The 18,499-nt window shown below is 73.4% G+C and carries 11 protein-coding genes, 1 tRNA gene and 1 pseudogene; 8 read left to right on the top strand and 5 right to left on the bottom strand.

Going from position 1 to position 18,499, the window contains the following annotated elements:
* Nucleotides 1–135: 135 nt before the first annotated feature.
* Nucleotides 136–5,001 (top strand): PAS domain-containing protein, encoded by a 4,866-nt coding sequence (locus ACGFT1_RS10870; RefSeq protein ID WP_373908668.1) that lies wholly within the window; start codon nt 136–138, stop codon nt 4,999–5,001.
* Between the two features lie 94 nt (nt 5,002–5,095).
* On the opposite strand, the gene ACGFT1_RS10865 is transcribed toward ACGFT1_RS10870, so the two are convergent.
* Nucleotides 5,096–5,680, bottom strand: coding sequence for a TetR family transcriptional regulator (locus ACGFT1_RS10865; protein ID WP_373908667.1), 585 nt, complete (start codon nt 5,678–5,680; stop codon nt 5,096–5,098).
* A 168-nt stretch (nt 5,681–5,848) separates the two neighbouring features.
* On the opposite strand from ACGFT1_RS10865, the gene ACGFT1_RS10860 reads away from it, so the two are divergent.
* Nucleotides 5,849–7,063 (top strand): MFS transporter, encoded by a 1,215-nt coding sequence (locus ACGFT1_RS10860; RefSeq protein WP_373908666.1) that lies wholly within the window; start codon nt 5,849–5,851, stop codon nt 7,061–7,063.
* A gap of 321 nt (nt 7,064–7,384) precedes the next feature.
* Here the strand turns inward: ACGFT1_RS10860 and ACGFT1_RS10855 are convergent, their stop codons facing one another.
* Complete coding sequence (locus tag ACGFT1_RS10855; RefSeq protein ID WP_373908665.1) at nt 7,385–9,040, bottom strand: long-chain fatty acid--CoA ligase; 1,656 nt, start codon at nt 9,038–9,040, stop codon at nt 7,385–7,387.
* 117 nt (nt 9,041–9,157) lie between these two features.
* Nucleotides 9,158–9,751 (bottom strand): SigE family RNA polymerase sigma factor, encoded by a 594-nt coding sequence (locus ACGFT1_RS10850; RefSeq protein WP_373908664.1) that lies wholly within the window; start codon nt 9,749–9,751, stop codon nt 9,158–9,160.
* A gap of 244 nt (nt 9,752–9,995) precedes the next feature.
* Between ACGFT1_RS10850 and ACGFT1_RS10845 the strand changes: the two genes are divergently transcribed.
* Both ACGFT1_RS10845 and ACGFT1_RS10840 read left to right on the top strand, forming a co-directional pair.
* Entirely contained in the window at nt 9,996–10,868 is an 873-nt protein-coding gene (locus tag ACGFT1_RS10845) for a bifunctional DNA primase/polymerase (protein ID WP_373908663.1), read from the top strand.
* A gap of 519 nt (nt 10,869–11,387) precedes the next feature.
* Entirely contained in the window at nt 11,388–11,666 is a 279-nt protein-coding gene (locus ACGFT1_RS10840; RefSeq protein ID WP_373908662.1) for a hypothetical protein, read from the top strand.
* Between the two features lie 499 nt (nt 11,667–12,165).
* On the opposite strand, the gene ACGFT1_RS10835 is transcribed toward ACGFT1_RS10840, so the two are convergent.
* Nucleotides 12,166–12,250, bottom strand: a tRNA-Ser gene (locus ACGFT1_RS10835).
* A 576-nt stretch (nt 12,251–12,826) separates the two neighbouring features.
* Here ACGFT1_RS10835 and ACGFT1_RS10830 point away from each other — a divergent pair.
* On the top strand, nt 12,827–13,507 hold the full coding sequence (locus ACGFT1_RS10830) for a hypothetical protein (RefSeq protein ID WP_373908661.1): 681 nt from the start codon (nt 12,827–12,829) through the stop codon (nt 13,505–13,507).
* A gap of 243 nt (nt 13,508–13,750) precedes the next feature.
* On the opposite strand, the gene ACGFT1_RS10825 is transcribed toward ACGFT1_RS10830, so the two are convergent.
* Complete coding sequence (locus ACGFT1_RS10825; RefSeq protein WP_373908660.1) at nt 13,751–15,235, bottom strand: S1C family serine protease; 1,485 nt, start codon at nt 15,233–15,235, stop codon at nt 13,751–13,753.
* Nucleotides 15,236–15,463: 228 nt separating this feature from the next.
* Here ACGFT1_RS10825 and ACGFT1_RS10820 point away from each other — a divergent pair, with 228 nt between their 5' ends.
* The 3 genes and pseudogenes from ACGFT1_RS10820 to ACGFT1_RS10810 all read left to right on the top strand — a co-directional run bounded on the left by ACGFT1_RS10820 (nt 15,464) and on the right by ACGFT1_RS10810 (nt 18,443).
* Nucleotides 15,464–16,291 (top strand): glycerophosphodiester phosphodiesterase, encoded by an 828-nt coding sequence (locus tag ACGFT1_RS10820; protein ID WP_373908659.1) that lies wholly within the window; start codon nt 15,464–15,466, stop codon nt 16,289–16,291.
* A gap of 154 nt (nt 16,292–16,445) precedes the next feature.
* Nucleotides 16,446–17,045 (top strand): annotated as a pseudogene (locus tag ACGFT1_RS10815) (ATP-binding protein); the annotation flags it as partial.
* A 435-nt stretch (nt 17,046–17,480) separates the two neighbouring features.
* Nucleotides 17,481–18,443 (top strand): DUF5926 family protein, encoded by a 963-nt coding sequence (locus tag ACGFT1_RS10810; RefSeq protein WP_373908658.1) that lies wholly within the window; start codon nt 17,481–17,483, stop codon nt 18,441–18,443.
* Nucleotides 18,444–18,499 lie beyond the last annotated feature (56 nt).

Raw genomic sequence — 18,499 nt, 5'->3', positions numbered from 1 at the left:
CGTGGGACCTCCCTCTCATCCGGCGCCGCTAGCGCGACCCGTGCGCTTAGACTCCCTCGCGTGACACGTCGCGGGCCGGTTGGCAAGATGGCCGGAGCGGTCGGCAAGGTGCGGTAACAGGGAGGAAGGCGTCTCGTGAGCAGCAGGCCATCCCGAGGCGCTGCTCGCCTCGCAGCCATACTCGACGCGCTGCCGGACGCGTTGGTCCTGGTCAACGCGAACGGAACCGTCGTCAACGCCAACACCATCGCGTTGGAGGCCTTCGAGGCGCCGGGGACCGCGCTCGTCGGGCGCGGGCTGCTCGATCTGCTGCCGGAGTTCGACTCCCGGCTGATCCCCGGCTCGATGCGGCGCCCCGATCACATGGATCCCCGCGGGCGTACGAAGCCGACGCGGATGGTCGCGCGGCGGACCGACGGGAACGAGTTCCCGGTCGAGGTCACCAGCGCGAACCTGGAGAACGGGCAGCAGGCGTACGACGGTTACGGCTACACCGGTGACGAGCTGCTCATGCTCGTGGTCCGGGACCTGTCCGGAACCGTCGACACCGAGGCGGAGCTGGCGCGCTCGCAGCGGCAGACGGAGATGATCCTGCGGGCCGCGTCGGAAGGCGTCGTCGGCACCGACACCGACGGGCGGATCGTCCTCGTCAACCCGGCCGCCGCCCAGATACTGGGATACCGGGCCGGTGAACTGGGCGGCAAGGAGCTGCACAGCCTGGTGCTGCACTCGCGTGCCGACGGCTCGCCGTTCCCGTACGAGGAGTCGCCGCTCGCCGACACCCTGCGTTCCGGGCGCAAGCACCGGGTGCGCGGGCAGGCGCTGTGGGCCAAGGGCGACCGGAAGGTGCCGGTCGACCTGACCACCGCGCCGGTACGGGACGGGGACCAGCTCGTCGGCGCCGTGATGACGTTCACCGACCGGCGGCCGTTCGACTCCCTCTCGGAGGAGAAGGCCGCGCTGGAGAAGACCCACGCGCAGGAGCTGGAGCGGCTCTCCGAGGAGCACGCCTCCGACCTGACGGCACTGCGCCAGCAGCACGTCACCGAGCTGGAGGAACTGCGCGAGAGTCTCGCGGAGGAGGTCGCGGCCGGCGAGGAGCGGTACGCCTCGCTCGCCGAGCGGGAGAAGGACCGGTACGAGGCGCTGGCCGGCCGGCACGAGCAGCTGCTCACGTTGCTCGGGCAGTCGCTGCGCGGGCCGCTCGACGAGCTGCGCCGCGAACTGGCCGCGCTGGCCGCCGACGACGCCGGGCAGCTGTGGCCCGAGGCCAACCAGGTGCTCCACCATCTGTCGGCCGGTTACTCGCGCATCACGACGCTGATCGACAACGTCCTCGGGTACCAGCGGCTGGACACGGGCGCCGAGGACATCACCCGTACGAAGGTGCTGCTGGACGCCGTCGTCGCCGCCGGTGTGGACGGTGCCGTCGAGCTGATCGGGCCGGGGCGGGTGCAGTTCGCCGTCCACGCGCCGCCCATCGAGGCGGAGGTCGACCCGCAGCGGCTCGCCACCGCGCTCGCCCATCTCGTGGCGGATGTCGCCGGAGTCGACGCCACGGGCAACACCCCCGTCTCGGCGGGCGGTTATCTGGACAACACGGTCGTGGTCGCGGCAGCGCAGCGCGGAGAGGTCGCCCGGATCGAGGTGCGCGGGCCGTACGCCGGCGGAGACCCGGTGCACGAGCCGATCGTGCGCGGGATCGTGCGCGCCCACGGCGGTGTCCTCCAGACGCACGAGGTGCCGGGCATGAGCGGCAGCGCGTACGTGCTGGAGGTGCCGCTCGGCGGCGGAGCGGGTGCGGTCGCCGGGGGCGCGGGCCAGGCAGCGCTCGGGGGGCGGGCAGCCGTCCCGGACCAGGCGGCGCCCCCGGGGCAGACCGCCCTTCCGGAGCGGACGCCGGGTGCCACGGTCGAGGCGGCTGCCGACGACGGCGGCATGGATGAGCAGGGGGTCGGCGGAGGGCGGCGGCGGGCGCGCCGGGGCTCCACGGACGCCTTCCTGGAGAGTGACGTGGCCGGCGCGGTCGACGCCGGTGACCCGGACGCCCTGCCGACCGGGCGACGCCGGCGCCGGGCCTCCGCACCCGTCGGGGAACCGGCCGCGCTGCTACCGCCCGCGGTACCCGCGGAGGCTCCGGAGGCCGCGTCCGGCGGCACCGGACGGCGCCGTGGCCGGCCTTCCGGCATCGACGGCGGTGACGGTACCGGCGCGCCTGCCGGCGAGGCCGGCGGTACGGGCATGGTCGAGAACGTGGCCGCCGAGGGCGCCGTGGTGACCGCGGCCGAGCACGCCGCGGGGGCCGCCGCCTCCGGTACGGGGCTCGGTGGCACCGTGCCGCCGCGGGGCGTCCCCGTGCCCACGGGCCGGCGCGCCCGCCATGACTCCGACGCCCGGCAGGCCGCCCTGCCGCCGGCCCTTCCCGTGGCGGGCGGTGCTTCGCACGCGGTGCCGGCGCACGGTGCGGGCCTGGCTCCCGGGGAGGGTGCGCAGGCGGCCGGGGACGACGACGGGCAGCCGACCGGACGGCGCCGGCGGGCGCTGGCCGCCGCGGCGGAACGGGCCGCGGCGCAGGACGCGGCGGCGGGCAATCCGCGCGCGGTCTTCGCCCTGCCCCCGGCCGAGGCCGACCGGGCCCCCGACACCCCTGACACCGCGAACACGGCGGACACGGCCGACGCGGTGGTCCCGGGTACGGGTTCGGGCCCGGTGGTGCCGGTAGCGGCTCCGGGCGCCGTCGCGCCCGTGGTGGCGGGCACCGGTGTTCCCGGGGAACCGGCCACGGACGCCCCCCTCGCTCCCGCACCACCCGCGGTCCCGGCAGCCTCCGGGACGCCGGGTACCGGCGCCGGTCAGCCGCATCAGCCGCCGGCCGCCGGTCCCGGGGAGTTGCCCGGCCAGGTGCAGATGCCCGCGCAGCAGCCGGTGTCCGTCACGGGGATCCCGGGCGCCCCGGGCTTCCCGGGTGAGGACGGCCGGCACGACGCCGTACCGCTCGACCAGTCGGAGGACCACACCCCGCCGCAGCCGCATCCCACCAGCGCCCCGACCGGCCGGCGCCGCCGGGCGGTGGCACCCGGGACCGTCCCGGGGCAGGCCGTCCACGGACAGTCGGCTCCCGGACAGGCGGCTACCGGGCAGCCGGTGCCGGCGGCGCCCGTCGCTCCCGGCCAGGCCCCGCACGGCACGGCCGTACCGCCGGCTCCCGGGCACCCGGGACACGGCGTCCCGGCGCAGGGTACGGCCGGAGCGGGCATCCCGGTCCAGGCCGGTCCCGCCGTGTCCGCGGGCCGGCCGCAGGCCGCGGCTCCGGGTGCCGGGCAGGCGGGCCCCGGTACCGGGTCCGGCGCCGTCGCCCAGGGCCGGCCGGCCACGGCCACCCAGCCCGTCGTCCCCGCCCAGGGCACGGCGCACGGCCAGCCCGTGCCCGGCCCTCAGGGAGCACATCCGTCGACCACCCCGGCCCACGGCACCGCCGCACACCCCGCGTCCGTCGGCCAGGCCCGGCAGCAGGCCACGGCCGTGCCGGCCCAGGGCACGCACGGACATGCCCGGCCCGTCCAGGCCCCGGCGGCACAACTTCCGGCCGGGCAGCCCGGGACGCCGTCCGCCGGCAGTCCGGCCGTGCCGCCGGGTGTCCTTCCGCCGCCCACGGAGACCGGTGCGGCGGGGCAGGCCCTGCCCGTACCGCCCGGTGCCCCCCGGCAGTGGCCGGGCGCCGGCGACACCGGCGGTGCGGGGACACCCACGCCCGCGCCCGGCACTCCGCTGCCCGGCACCCCGTCGACCGGTGGACAGCCGCTGCGGGCCGCGCAGCCGTTGCCCGCGGAGGCCGCGGGTGGCACGCCGGTCGACCCCGACTCGACGCAGGGGCGGGCGATCAGCGTCCGTACCCTCGGCCAGGGCGTGCCGTTCGCACGGCAGGCCGCGCAGGTGCAGCAGCCGACGCCGCCTCCCCACGCGCCGGGCGGTTCGGGCCGGCGGCGCAGGCTGGGCACGCCACCCGACCCGGCCGCCCGTCCGGAACCGCAGCCGGAGCAGGCGGCCCGGCCGCACCCGTCGGCCGGACCGGCGCCCGCCCAGCCGTCGCTGGGCGGCCAGGCACCCCTGTCCCCCTCGCGGCAGGCCGCCGGGACGGAGGGGATCGGTCGGTCGTACGCCATAGGGGCGCCGGGGCCCGACGCCGCCGAGGGGCCGGAGCCGCTGGACGGGCCGGGCGGGGCCGTCGAGGTGGCGGACAGCCCGCGCCCGCAGCCGCTGGACGACGAGCTGCCCCCGGAGCCGCTGGACAACCCGCGCCGGCTACTGGTGTGGCCCGCGCCGGACGTCACGACCCAGCAGGCGCTCAGCGACCGCGGGTACCGGCCGGTCATCGTGCACTCCCGCGAGGAGGTGGACGCGCAGATCGCGGCCTTCCCCGCCGCGCTGTTCGTGGATCCCCTCACCGGGCCCATCACCCGTACGGCGCTCCAGTCGCTGCGGCAGGCCGCCGTGGCGGCGGAGGTGCCGGTGCTGGTGACGGCCGGGCTCGGGCAGGCGACGCGCGAGGCGGCGTACGGCGCCGATCCCGCCGTCCTGCTGAAGGCGCTGGCCCCCCGGGACAGTGAGCAGCATCCGCCGCGGGTGCTGCTCATCGAGGAGCACGCGGAGATCGCGCTGGCGCTGACCTCGACGCTGGAGCGGCGCGGGATGCAGGTGGCGCGGGCCGCGAGCGACGACGACGCGGTGGCGCTGGCGGGGCAGTTCCGGCCGAACCTGGTGGTGATGGACCTGCTGCAGGTGCACCGGCGGCGGGCCGGACATGCCGGGATCATCGACTGGCTGCGGGTGAACGGACAGCTCAACCGCACCCCGCTCGTCGTCTACACCGCCGCTGTCGACCAGGCCGACCTGCCCCGGCTGGCCTCGGGCGAGACCGTGCTGTTCCTCGCCGAGCGGTCCACCAGCACCGAGGTGCAGAGCAGGATCGTCGACCTGCTCGCGCGGATCGGTACCAACTAGCCGCGCGGGTCGGTACCGACCGGTGCCGACCCGCCGCGCGGGGTGGCCGGCCGGATCGGACGCCCCGGTCGGCCGGGTGTGCCGGACGCCGGGGTCAGCGGGCGACCAGTCGTCGGGCCGCTTCCCTGACCGAGGCGCGCAGGCGGTCCCGGTCGGTGTCCTCGGTACCCACGACGATGCGGCGCATCTGGGGGACGACGGCGGCCCAGTTGGCCAGGCCGATGAGGAGGAAGAGCAGGTCGCGGGCCGGGATCGCGTCGGTGATCACGCCCCGTTCCTGGCCGTCCCGGAGCGCGTCGATCTTCTGCCGGTAGTGCTCCTGGCGCCCGCTCTCATCGGGCAGTTCGGTGTCGGCGCCGTACTCCAGGCCCTCCCAGAAGAGCAGGCGGAGCACCTCGGGGTGGGCGGCGTGGTAGTCGATCACGCGGTCGGTCCAGCCCTCGATGTCGTCGGGGGTCACGGGGACGGCGACGGCCAGGTCGAGCATCGACTTCTCCAGGACCCGGGTGAACAGCTCCGCCTTGTTGCCGAAGTAGGCGTAGATCAGCTGTTTGTTGGCCTTCGCCCGGTCGGCGATGCGGTCGATGCGGGCGCCCGCGATGCCGTGCCGGGCGAACTCGGCGAGCGCCGCGTCGAAGATGCGGGCTCTGGTGGCCTCGGGGTCCCTGACTGCTCCCATGCGGACAGGGTAGAGCGCGGCGGGCGTGAACCAACTATTTGGTTGCCACGGAGGGCGGGAATGCGGGGGCCGGGTGCGCTGTTGCAGATCCCAGGTTCCAACCAACCAGTTAGTTGTGCGAGTGCCCAGTCCGTCACGCGAGCCGGTTCCCAAGGAGTAGCTCCGCCCATGCCGTCAGCGACCAGCAGCCAGCAGGCACACGAGATCCGGGTCCCCGCACGCGGACGGCCCGCCGCCTCGGGCTCCCTCTTCCTCCTCCTCATCGCCGTCTGCACCGCCGTCACGGCCGCCAACATCTACCTCGCGGCCCCGCTGCTCCCCCTCATCGCCCACGACTTCGGCACGGTCCCCTCGGCGGTGACCTGGATCGCCTCCGTCGCCCAGTTCGGCTACGCCGCCGGACTGCTCTTCTTCGCCCCGCTCGGCGACCGCGTCAACCGGCGCCCGCTCGTCGCCGGCCTCTCCGTCGCCACCGCGGTCGCCCTGGTCGTCGCCGCCGTGGCCCCCGGCACCGCGGCCCTCGCCGCTGCCGTGTTCGCCGCCGCCGCCGCGACCGTCGTCCCCCAGCTGCTCGTCCCGCTGGTCGCCGAGCGGGCACCCGCCGACCGGCGCGCCCGCCATGTCGCGGCGGTCATCGCCGGACTGTTCACCGGCATCGTCGCGGCCCGCGTCCTCGGCGGTCTCGCCGGACAGGCCTTCGGCTGGCGCTGGGTGTTCGCCGGGTCCGCGGTGCTGACTCTCGCCCTGGGACTGGCCACCGCCCTCGCCCTGCCGGTGGAACGGCGGACCCGGCAGGGCGCCCTGTTCTCGGGCATAGCCGAGCTGCCGGGGCTGCTGCGCCGCTCCCCCGACCTGTGGCGGGCGTGCGTGCGGCAGGCGGGGATGTTCGGCGCCTGGAGCGCCCTGTGGACCACCCTCGCGCTGCTGCTGACCGGCCCCTCGTACGGCCTGTCCACCGCGACCGCCGGGTTCTTCGGCCTGTTCGGTCTCACCTCCACCGCGGTGGCGCCGCTGGCCGGCGGCCTGGTGGACCGGTTCGGCGCCACGCGGGTCGTGGGCACGGCGTATCTGCTGGCCGCGGTGGCCGTGCCGCTGTTCTGGCTGGGCGGACACGTGCTGGTCGCGCTGTGCGCCGCCGCGATCGCGATCCACGCCGCCCTGGTCGCCTCCCACGTCGCCAACCAGACCTTGGCCCTGACCACGACCTCCACCCCGGCCACCGCCAACACGGCCTATGTCGTCTCCGGTTTCGCCGGCGGCGCCCTCGCCTCGGCCGCCGCGGGCCCCGCCTTCGGCCACTGGGGCTGGGGCGGGGTGTGCGCGGTGGCGGCAGTGTGGCTGGTGCTGGGCTGGGCGGCCACGGCGAGCCGGCCGGGGCGGTAGGAGCGGTAGGGGCGGTAGGGGCCACTCGGGGCGGCGATGAGGGCCCCGCCCGGACGGACGGGGGCCCGACGGCATCGCCGGCCCGGGACCGTCGGCGGCCGCCGTGCGGCACGACGGCCATCGGGTCGTACGGGGCCCATGGGGTCGTACGACCCGATGGCCCTGCGGCGCCCACCGGGCGTACGGAGCCCACCGGCCCTGCCGCGCCCACCGGGTCGTACGGAGCCCACCCGCCCTGCGGCGCCCACCGGGTCGTACGGAGCCCACCCGCCCTGCGGCGCCCACCGGGTCGTACGCCTGCCGGGCGAGCGCCCGCGCCGCTCAGAGAGTGGTGACGTCCAGGCGGCCGTCCGCGTAGTGCCTGCGCAGCACCTTCTTGTCGAACTTGCCCACGCTCGTCTTCGGCACCGACTCGATCACCGTCCAGCGTTCCGGCAGCTGCCACCTGGCGATGTGGCCCTCCTCCGCGAGGAAGGCGCGCAGGGCGGTGAAGTCGGTGGTCGCGCCCTCGCGGAGGACGACCGTGGCCAGCGGGCGCTCGCCCCACTTCTCGTCGGGTACGGCGACCACGGCGGCCTCGGTGACGTCCGGGTGGGACATCAGCGCGTTCTCCAGCTCGACGGAGGAGATCCACTCGCCGCCGGACTTGATGACGTCCTTCGCGCGGTCGGTCAGGGTGAGGAAGCCGTCGGGGGAGATCGTGCCGACGTCACCCGTCTTCAGCCAGCCGTCCTCGCTGAACTTGTCGGCGGGGCGCAGGGGTTCGGCATCGGGGCCGTTGTAGTAGGCGCCGGCGATCCAGGGGCCGCGCACCTCCAGCTCGCCCGCCGACTCGCCGTCCCAGGGCAGGCGTCCGCCGCCGGGACCGGTGAGGCGGGCCTCGACACCGGCCGGGAAGCGGCCCTGGGTGAGGCGGTAGGCCAGTTCCTCCTCGGTGCCGACCGCGTGGGCCGGCGGGCGGGCCACCGTGCCCAGCGGGGAGGTCTCCGTCATGCCCCAGGCGTGACAGACCCGCATGCCCAGCTTGTCGAAGGCCTCCATCAGGGAGGGCGGGCAGGCCGAGCCGCCGATGGTGACCTGGGTGAGGGAGGAGACGTTCCGGGGGCGGGCGGTGAGTTCGGCGAGCAGGCCCTGCCAGATGGTGGGCACGGCCGCGGCGTGCGTCGGCTGCTCGGTCTCGATCATCCCGGCGAGCGGGGCGGGCTGGAGGAAGCGGTCGGGCATCAGGAGGTTGACGCCGGTCATGAAGGTGGCGTGCGGCAGGCCCCAGGCGTTGACGTGGAACTGGGGGACCACGACCAGGGAGGTGTCCTGGTCGGACAGGCCCATCGACTGGGTCATGTTGACCTGCATGGAGTGCAGGTAGATCGAGCGGTGGCTGTAGACCACGCCCTTGGGGTCGCCGGTCGTGCCGGAGGTGTAGCACATGGCGGCGGCCTGGCGTTCGTCCAGCTCCGGCCAGTCGTAGTGGGTGGACCGGCCGGCGATCAGCTCCTCGTACTCGTGCACCCGCGCGCCGGCGCCGGCCAGCGGGGCGCGGTCGCCGGGGCCGGAGACGACGATGTGCTCCAGCGTCGGCAACTTGGGGAGCAGCGGCGCGAGCAGCGGGATGAGCGAGCCGTTGACGATGACGACCTTGTCGGCCGCGTGGTTGACGATCCACACGAGCTGTTCGGCAGGCAGCCGCAGGTTGAGGGTGTGCAGCACGGCGCCCATGGACGGGATCGCGAAGTACGCCTCGACGTGTTCGGCGTTGTTCCACATGAGCGTGGCGACCCGGTCGTCGCGGCTCACCCCCAGCTCGCCGCGCAGGGCGTGCGCCAGCTGGGCGGCGCGGGCGCCGATCCCGGCGAAGGTGCGCCGGTGCGGCTCGGGCTCCCCGGTCCAGGTGGTCACCTGCGACGAGCCGTGGACCGCCGCCCCGTGGGTCAGGATCCTCGAGATCAGCAGCGGTACGTCCTGCATGGTGCTCAGCACGGCGGGGTCCTCCTGGGCGACATTGCCTACGCGGTGGGAGAGGTCGCGCTGATTCTGCGCACATACCGCGCGGTATGTCACTAGGGGGAGGAAAATTGGGGGCGGCGCGCGAGGGGGTCAGCGGACGAGCACCAGCTCCGCGTCCTCCCGCAGCTTGCCGAGCGCGCGCGACACCGCCGACTTCACCGTGCCCACCGACACCCCGAGCACCTCGGCGGTCTGGGCCTCGCTGAGATCCTCGTAGTAGCGCAGGACGACCATCGCCCGCTGCCGCGCCGGCAGCTTCATCACCGCGCGCCACATGGCGTCGTGCAGGGCCTGCCGCTCGGCCGGGTCCTCGCCGCCGGGCGCACGGTCCGGCTCGGGCAGCTCCTCGCAGGCGAACTCGTCCACTCTTCGTTTGCGCCACTGCGAGGTCCTGGTGTTCAGCAGCGCCCGGCGCACATAGCCGTCGAGCGCCCCCTGGTCCTCGATCCGTTCCCACGCGACGTACGTCTTGGCGAGCGCGGTCTGGAGCAGGTCCTCGGCGTCGCACGGGTTGGCGGTCAGCGAGCGCGCGGCGCGCAGCAGGACCGCCTGGCGGGCGCGCACGTACGAGGCGAACGACGGGTAGGCGGGGCTCTCACCGCCCGGGCGGAGCCGGGTGTCGTGGAGGGTCTGCCGCGCTGGTGCGGCGGCGGCCGAGGCGCTGGTGCACACGGGCGTGGTCATGGCTCCACGCTAGGAGCGGGCCCCACTCGGCGGATCGCCCGCAGGTCCCGAAGCGAAGTCCCCCTCAGGTTGTAGGTGTAGGGCTGGCTCCACCTCCTGTAGGTGGAGTACGGGGTGCTTCCGTCTGCGGGTACGTCCCGGGAACCGCCTGCGGGTACGTCCCGGGCATCCGGCCGCCCGCCCACCGCGGTTCTCCCCACTCCACCACCTTCCCTTTTTCGAACATACATACGAACATGGAGTCATGGCCACCACCGACCGGCAGGCCACGACGCTGGCCCTCGCACATGCCCTGTCAGCCGCCGAACGCGGCCTGGCCGTCATCCCCCTCTCCCGGACGAAACTCCCGGCCCTGCGTTCCCCCCACCACGGCGACCCCGACCCGGCCGGCCCCCGCTGCCACGGCCGGTGCGGCCGTTACGGCCACGGCGTGTACGACGCCTCGGCCGACCCCGTCCGCGTCCGCGCCCTCTTCGCCGCCGCCCCCTGGGCCACCGGCTACGGCATCGCCTGCGGACTGCCCCCGTACCACCTGATCGGCGTCGACCTGGACACCAAGTCCGCCACGGACTCCTCGGCCGCCCTGCGCGAACTGGCCCTGCGCCACCTGTTCACGATCCCCGAGACGGTCGTCGTCCTCACCCCCAGCGGAGGCCGCCACCTGTGGCTGACCGGCCCACCGGACGTCACCGTCCCCAACTCGGCCGGCCGCCTCGCTCCCGGGATCGACATCCGCGGCGCCGGCGGCTACCTGGTGGGCCCCGGCTCCCGCACCGAGCACGGCGTCTACGCCACGGCCCCCGGCACCACCGCCCTGCACCCCGCCCCCTGCCCGCCACCCCTCCTGCGCCTCCTCCAGCCCCCGCCGCGCCCGAGCCACCCGGCACCGCCCGTCCCCGGCGACCACGGCCGCGGCCTGGTCCAGTTCGTCCTCGCCGCGCACGAGGGCCAGCGCAACACCCGCCTGTTCTGGGCGGCCTGCCGCGCCTACGAGAACGGCATCGGCCCGGCCCTGGAGGCCCCCCTGACCGAGGCGGCCCTCCACACCGGCCTCTCGGAACGCGAGGCCCGCGCGACGATCGCCTCCGCGGCCCGCATGGCGGCCCACCGCCCCTGACCTGACGTCAGACGGGCCCTCCGGCGCTCAGGCCCGGACGCCGACAGCCGACAGCCGACAGCCCCCGACCGGCGTGTGCGGTCGGGGGCCGTTCACCCGCGGTGGGTGTTCGATAAGGCGACGAGGGAAACGGACGACGCGCCGGAAGCTTACGGGGGCCATGATCACTCGCGCCGAAGCAGCTCCAGCCCAAAGCCGTTCCACCACCCTCGATATGCGGCTTCAGGTGGTTCGCTGAAGTCCTCGCCGATAAGACGCAGGGCCGATTTTTTGATGCTTTGAATCGTTGCAGATTCCACAGAAAAGTGCCCACTCGGTGCGACGGCGGGCTCGACCTCTTGCTTCGTCGTGGGCACCGTGATGAGCTGGAAGTGCCCTGCTCGGAGCTCAGTTGGTGCCGAAGCATCGTGGATTCGAGGGCAACAGACAGGGCGGTGCTGGTTCAGGCAGTTTTCTCTGCTCAATTCATATATTCACACCAAATCGAGCCATATTCGATCTCATTGAAGCGTAAATGCCATGAAAATCTTCCCGGGCGCTTACCGAATCACACAGGTTGCCACCGCTTTCATCCTGGCAACCTCAGGACTGATCGGTGTCGTCGGCACCTCCAGCGCTACGGTGCCGTCGGCGACTCCGACGCTTGCGTGTGTCTCTGATGCCGATTTGGGCATACCAGGCAACTACCTGTACTGCGACAACGGCGTCACCTACGACCAGCAGACCGGACAGCCGGTCCACAGTAGCGGCCACGTATCCGAACAGACATACCAAAACATAAAGAACGCCATCGGTTGATCCACGCAGCATCACGGTCGCTCGGCGCGGGCGCGGGCCGGCCCCTGGGGCCGCGGCGAACTACGGCCCATGAGTCGAGTCCCATACCGAGCCCATGTGGGGTCCGGTCGTCCTCAGACGGACGGATGAGCCCTTGATACCGTCCCGCCTGTGAAGGATGTGCACGGGTGGCCGAAGGCAAGACACCTGCTCGTGGCCTGGCTCATTACGACGCCGGCCTTCTGGGCGGTGGGCAGGCTGACGGGAGAGCGTGAGGGCATCGTTTTTTGCGCCGTCCTCGCTGCCTGGGTGACCGCGTGCGGTGAGCTTGCGCCCAAGTGGCGTCGGTACCGCCGAGCAAGGAAGCAGGCCCGGAACGCTGCCAGTAGCCGGCACCTGGTCGATGGTGCCCCTCTCGTGCCCGTTCAGCCGGGAAGCAACGGGGAGCCACGGTTGCTGGCGGACAACGCTCATGAGAACGGCCCCTGACCGATTTACCTGGTCAGGGGCCGTCCACGTGCGGTGGGTGTGGGATTTGAACCCACGGTGACTCGCGCCACGACGGTTTTCAAGACCGTTCCCTTAGGCCGCTCGGGCAACCCACCTGCGCCCCGGCCCACCTGGGGCGGAGCGGGTACAGACTACCGGGCACGGACGGCAAGCGGGGAGCATGGTCCACACGGGGTCCACAGGCTCTCGTCTCGGGTGCCGGCCCTCCCCTTCCCGGCTCCGCTGCGCTCCTGCCTCCGGCCCGCTCCGCCGACGCGCGCTCCTGTGCGGATAGGGCCGGTGGCCATGAGTCGATCACCGGAGGGGACACGCCACGGTCGAAGCAGTGCCTCCGGCGGGGATCGGCCGGCACCGGGATGGAAGGGGCGCCGCTCCCGGCTGGTGTTCCGCACGATCTGGAGCCCTTGGAGCAACGACCTAGCGGCCCGGCTGGCGCTCCGCCAGCACCCCGCACAGGTGATCGGCAGCCCTCGATGCCCCCGGCGTTTGGCGGGGAGCGTCAACCCCGGTTCAATGACGTCGAGTTGGTCATGTCACGGGACCGTTACGGCGTCGTCTTGGATCAAGGACCGACGCATCCGCTCGACTCCTGGGCCCCTCATAATGATCAACTACGGCCGAGGAACGCCCGCGCCTCAGCCCCAACCGATTGATCACGGGGGAACTGACACATGATCCGCAATCGCCGCAAGGCCTTCCTTGTCTCCGCCGCGTTCCTGGGCAGCACCCTGCTGATGACGGCGTGCAACCAGAGCGACGACGCCGCCGACAGCTCCTCCGGCAAGGCCGGCGCGTCTGCGACGGCGAGCAAGTCTGGTGCCACAGGCGTCAGCGGTGCCCCCGCGTCCTCCTCCGGTTCCGGGAACACGTCCGGCGGCAGCACGTCCGGTTCCGGGAACACGTCCGGCGGCAGCACGTCCGGTTCTGGGAAGACGTCCGGCGGTGGCACGTCCGGTTCTGGGAAGGCGTCCGGCGGTGGCAGCACGTCCGGTTCCGGAAGCACGTCCGGTTCCGGGAGCACATCCGGTTCCGGTGAGACCGTCGTGGAGGGCCTCAACAAGGGCAAGGGCGTCAGCGGCACCTGGTACGGCATCGTGCGGTACGTGGCGCCCGGCAAGTACCTGGTCGACGGTCCTGCGACCCAGGGCTCCGGCGGTGAGCAGCAGGCGTTCTTCCTCGCCGAGGACACCGTGATCCTGGGCGGGGGCCAGATCTGCGGCACCGCCGGCTCCAAGGTGGACGCCCCCTGCGAGGAGGCCGACCTGGAGAAGGCCGCCAAGAAGGGCGTGGAGGCCAAGGTCGTGGTCAAGAACGGCATAGCCACTCAGATCACCGACGGTGCGCTCCTCTGATCCGATGGCTCGCAACGAGCAGAGGCGGTCTGCCGGAAGCCACGCTTCCGGCAGACCGCCTCGCTCATTGCCGCGTCTCGGCGTCCATGACCTGCGGTGCCACCTGGCTCCGTTCCCACGGAAACGGGGTCACGCTCGCGCGTTATTCAAGACCGTTCCCTTAGGCCGCTCGGGGAACCCACCTGCGCCCCGGCCCACCTGGTGCGGAGCGGGTACAGCCTACCGGGATCGGGGCCGGGTGCGTCAGCTGTCGCCCACTCGGGCTCCCAGGGTGAGGTCGGCCGTGTGTTCCTGGCCGCCCCGCTTGTAGGTGACCGTCACCTTGTCGCCGGGCTTGTGGGTCCAGATCTCGCCGATCAGGGTGGGGCCGCTGTCGATCACATGGTCGTCGAGCTTGCTGATGAGGTCGCCGGGCTTGAGGCCGGCCTTGTCCGCGGGGCCGCCGGACTCGACCGCGGCGGAGCCGCCCGTGCCCTGGTCGGTGATCTTCGCGCCGTCGCTGGTGTCCTCCAGGGAGACGGAGGCACCGATCTTGGCGTACACGGGCTTGCCGGTCTTGATCAGCTGCTGGGCGACGTACTTGGCCTGGTTGATCGGGATGGCGAAGCCCAGGCCGATGGAACCGGACTGGCCCGAACCGCCGAACCCGCCGCTGCTGCTGGACTGGATCGCCGAGTTGATGCCGATGACCGCGCCCGAGGAGTTCAGCAGCGGGCCGCCGGAGTTGCCGGGGTTGATGGACGCGTCCGTCTGGAGGGCGCTCATGTACGAGGCCTTGCTGGTGGAGCTGCCGTCGCTGGAGGCCACCGGACGGTCCTTGGCGCTGATGATGCCGGTCGTCACCGTGTTGGACAGGCCGAAGGGGGCGCCGATGGCGATGGTCTCGTCGCCGACGGCCACCTTGTCGGAGTCGCCGAGGGCGAGGGGCTTCAGGTCCGAGGGGGCGTTCTTCAGCTTGATGACGGCGACGTCGTAGCCCTGCGCGTGGCCGACGATCTCGGCGTTGTACTTCTTGCCGTCCGGGAAGGTGGCCGTGAGCTTGCCACCGTCCACCGCGTCCGCGACCACGTGGTTGTTGGTGACGATGTGGCCCTGGGTGTCGAAGACGAATCCGGTGCCCGTGCCGCCCTCGCCGTTGCTGCTCTCGGCCTCGATGGTGACCGTGCTGGGCAGCGCCTTGCCGGCGACGTTGGCGATCGTGCCGGGCGCGCGCTTGACCTGGGCGGCGCCGTTGTCGGAGGCCGAGACCGTGGTGGAGCCGTGGTCGTCGTGGTCCCTGGCCAGGGTGTAGCCGAGGCCGCCGCCCAGACCGCCCGCGACCAGCGCGGCCACCAGGACCGCCGCCACGAGGCCGCCGCGTCCGCTGCGCGGCTTGGGGGCGGGCTGCTGGTACGCGGCTCCCCAGCCGGCGCCGGGGCCGCCGGAGCCGCCGTCACCGTAGGACGGGGTGCCCGGCGGCGGGGGCGGCCAGGCGCCGCCGGCGGCCGGGCCGGACTGGTGCGCCTGGCCGGACTGGTGCGCAGGACCGTGCCCGGACGCCGCGAACGCCGCGGGGGCCTCGGGCGCCCCGAAGGCCGCGGGGGCCTCGTGGGGCACGGGCGGGAGCGGCGCCGTCGGCGCGTTCCCCCCGGGCACGGGGCCCTGCGGGGAGGCGTCGTGAGGGGCCACCGGCACGGGAGGTGCGGACGGGGCCGGGGGTACCGCGTTGCCCTCGTTCTCGGTGCTCACAGCTCTTCTCCTCGATCCACGCCTGTGTCGTCGGTCGCACTCGGTCGGTAGTCAGCTTTTCCCACGGGCCGTCAGAGCACCATAAGCGGTGGCTGTGGGTCCCAGACTCTTCTTTATATAGGATATTTGACGCAAAGGTTATACAAAGGAACAGGGCGACCACTCTCGTTCGCCGACCGGCCGTGCGGGCGCCGCCCGCGCACCCGATGACGGTGGCACCATGACGCGGTGACCCACGCACCACAGCACTCCATCCAGGTCGTCGCCCACCGAGGCGCCTCCGAGGACGCCCCCGAGCACACCCTGGCCGCCTACCGTAAGGCGATCGAGGACGGCGCGGACGCCCTGGAATGCGATGTACGGCTCACCGCGGACGGCCATCTGGTCTGCGTCCACGACCGGCGGGTGAACCGTACCTCCAACGGCCGCGGCGCGGTGTCCGCGCTGGAGCTGGCCGATCTGGCGGCCCTCGACTTCGGGTCCTGGAAGACGCGCGAGGCCTGGCACGGGCGGGACGAGGAGCCCGACTGGGAGCACCGCCCGGAGGACCGCGAGGAGACGTCCGTGCTCACCCTGGAGCGGCTCCTGGAACTGGTCGCGGACGCCGGGCGGCGGGTGGAGCTGGCCATCGAGACCAAACACCCCACGCGCTGGGCCGGCCAGGTGGAGGAGCGGCTGCTGACCCTGCTGAAGCGGTTCGGCCTGGACGCGCCGGACCCGGCCGCCGGTTCGCAGGTGCGGGTCATGAGCTTCTCGGCGCGCTCGCTGCACCGCGTGCGTGCCGCGTCGCCGACGCTGCCGACGGTCTACCTGATGCAGTTCGTCTCACCCCGGCTGCGCGACGGGCGGCTGCCCGCGGGCGTGCGCATCGCGGGCCCCTCGATCCGGTTCGTGCGCAGCCACCCCGCGTACGTGGAGCGGCTGAAGCGGGCCGGCCACCAGATCCACGTGTGGACCGTGAACGAACCCGCCGACGTCGACCTCTGTGCCGGACTGGGCGTCGACGCCATCATCACCAACCGCCCGCGCGCGGTGCTGCGGCAACTGGGGCGCTGACCCCCGTAATGCGGAAATCTCGGGATCCGAGACTCGGAGTCCCGGGATTCCGGCCGCTTTCCGAAAGCCCGAAATCCTGCTATTTCGCTGAAATCCGACGGCTTACGTCACGGAAAGTGCTCCGGCGCGTTCGCTGCGTACGGTCTTGCCCCGAGTGCGTCATCGGAAGGGGACCGGCCGGTTTCCGGCACAGACCGATGGGGCATCCACACCGTGGCGTGGGGCGAAGGAGGTCTCGGGGGTGGCGTTGGTGGTGGCACAGGAGGTGCCCACGTCGTCGAGCATGGCCGTACCCCATGGTCCTGCGGGCGTGGGGAAGGCGCGGCGCCGGATGCGTACGCAGCTGCGCGGCGGTGGGGTCGCGGAATCGGTCGTGGACGACGCCGTACTGATCCTTTCCGAACTCTTGAGCAACGCCTGCAAACACGGCCGGCCCTTGGGCGACGCGCCGGCCGGGGACGGGGACGTCCGCGCCGCCTGGCGCGTGGACGCACGCGGGCGGCTCATCGTGGAGGTCACGGACGGCGGCGGCCCGACCCGCCCGGCGCCGGCCACCCCGTCGGTGACCGCGCGCGGCGGTCGCGGGCTGAACATCATCACGGCCCTCGCCGACGACTGGGGCGTCCGGGACGACGTCCACGGTGAGGTGACGGTCTGGGTGCTGGTCCATGAGGACGTTCGCAATCCCGATGCCGGGTGCCGTCACGGCACGCTCGCTACGCGCGTCACACCGGCCGCACCCGGCACGCCCGGTGCACTGCCGGAACTGACACTGGCGGACCTGGCGTCCACGGACATGACCCTTCCGGACCTCGCGGCGGCGGATGCGCCCCTCCCGGACCTGACCTCGCCGGACCTGACCATGCCGGACCTGACCTTGCCGGGCCTTCCGTGCACCGACGGCACCCTGCCGCACCTGGCGTCCGCCGACGGCACCCTGCCGGACCTCACCCTCCCGGACCTGGCGCTCCCGGACCTGCCCGCCCTGGGCCTCGCGGACGCCTTCGAGGACCTCGACTGAGCCCGGCGGCCGGGGCCGGCTCCGGTTCCGGCCCGCCGGGGGCCGTCGTCCACAGGTTCACACCTCCGGTGTCGAGCGCGCGCACGTTGTCCACAGGTTCCCGTCGCTCCCGGTCCGAACGGCTAGGCTCCGGACGTACGAGAAGCGCCGTAACCGGGAGACCCCACCATGGCCAAGAAGCGACCCCAGACGAAGGCCAAGCCGCAGCTGACCGACGGGGAGATCCCGGTCGTCGGCGCCCGCGAACCCTGCCCCTGCGGCAGTGGCCGGCGCTACAAGGCCTGTCACGGCCGGGCCGCCGCGCATGCCGCGACCGAGCTGGTGCACCGCCCCTTCGAGGGACTGCCGGGCGAGTGCGACTGGGTCGCCCTGCGCGAGCTGGTCCCGGCGGCGACGGCGGAGCTGACCCTCAAGGACGGCCTGCCCGCGGGCGTCCCGTCGGTCACGCTGGCCACCGTGCTGCCGATGGCGTGGCCCGCGCTGCGCCGCGACGACGGCTCGATCCTGATCGGCCTCCAGAACGACACGGCGTCCGGCGACATCAGCCGCGACCTCGCGGACACGCTGCTGCGCGCGCTGGAGGCCGAGCCCGGCAGCCCGGTGCAGGGCCGCCGTGCCCCCGCCGAGGGCCCCCGGCTCCAGGACCTGCTCGACCCGGAGGGCGCTTTCGAGCCGGTCGTGCACAGCGGCTTCGAGTTCTGGGTGCCGGACGCGGAGAACGCCACGCCCGAGGTGACCGCCTCACTCGAGCGGGCCAACGCCGCCGCCATCCCGACGGTGAAGCTGGCCGGGGTGGACGCCGCGTACTGGTGCCGGACGCCGGAGAAGAACCACCTGCGCTGGGTCATGCCGTACCCGGAGGAGCAGCTTCTGGACGCTCTCGCGCGACTGCACGCGGCGGGGCGCTCCAGTCTCGGTGACGGCACCCGGCTCGTGGGCTCCTTCCGTGCTCACGGCCTCACCGTGCCGGTCTGGGACTTGCCGAGCGAGGTCGGGGCGGAGGACGTGGAGAAGCCGGCCGCCGAGTTCGCCGAGCGACTGGCCGCCGCGCTCGCCGTCACGGAGCCGCTCACGGCGGACGAGCGCCGGGCGCGCGGCGGACTCACCAACCGGCAGGTCACGCTCAGCTGACGCGCCACGCGCGGGCGCGGCGGGGGGGGGGGGGCCGCCGCGGGGGCCGGGGCGGC

The organism is Streptomyces sp. Y20, assembly GCF_043195475.1.
GTDB lineage: Bacteria > Actinomycetota > Actinomycetes > Streptomycetales > Streptomycetaceae > Streptomyces.
The sequence above is the reverse complement of the archived record's forward strand: the minus strand, read 5'-3'. Positions and strand labels throughout refer to the sequence as shown.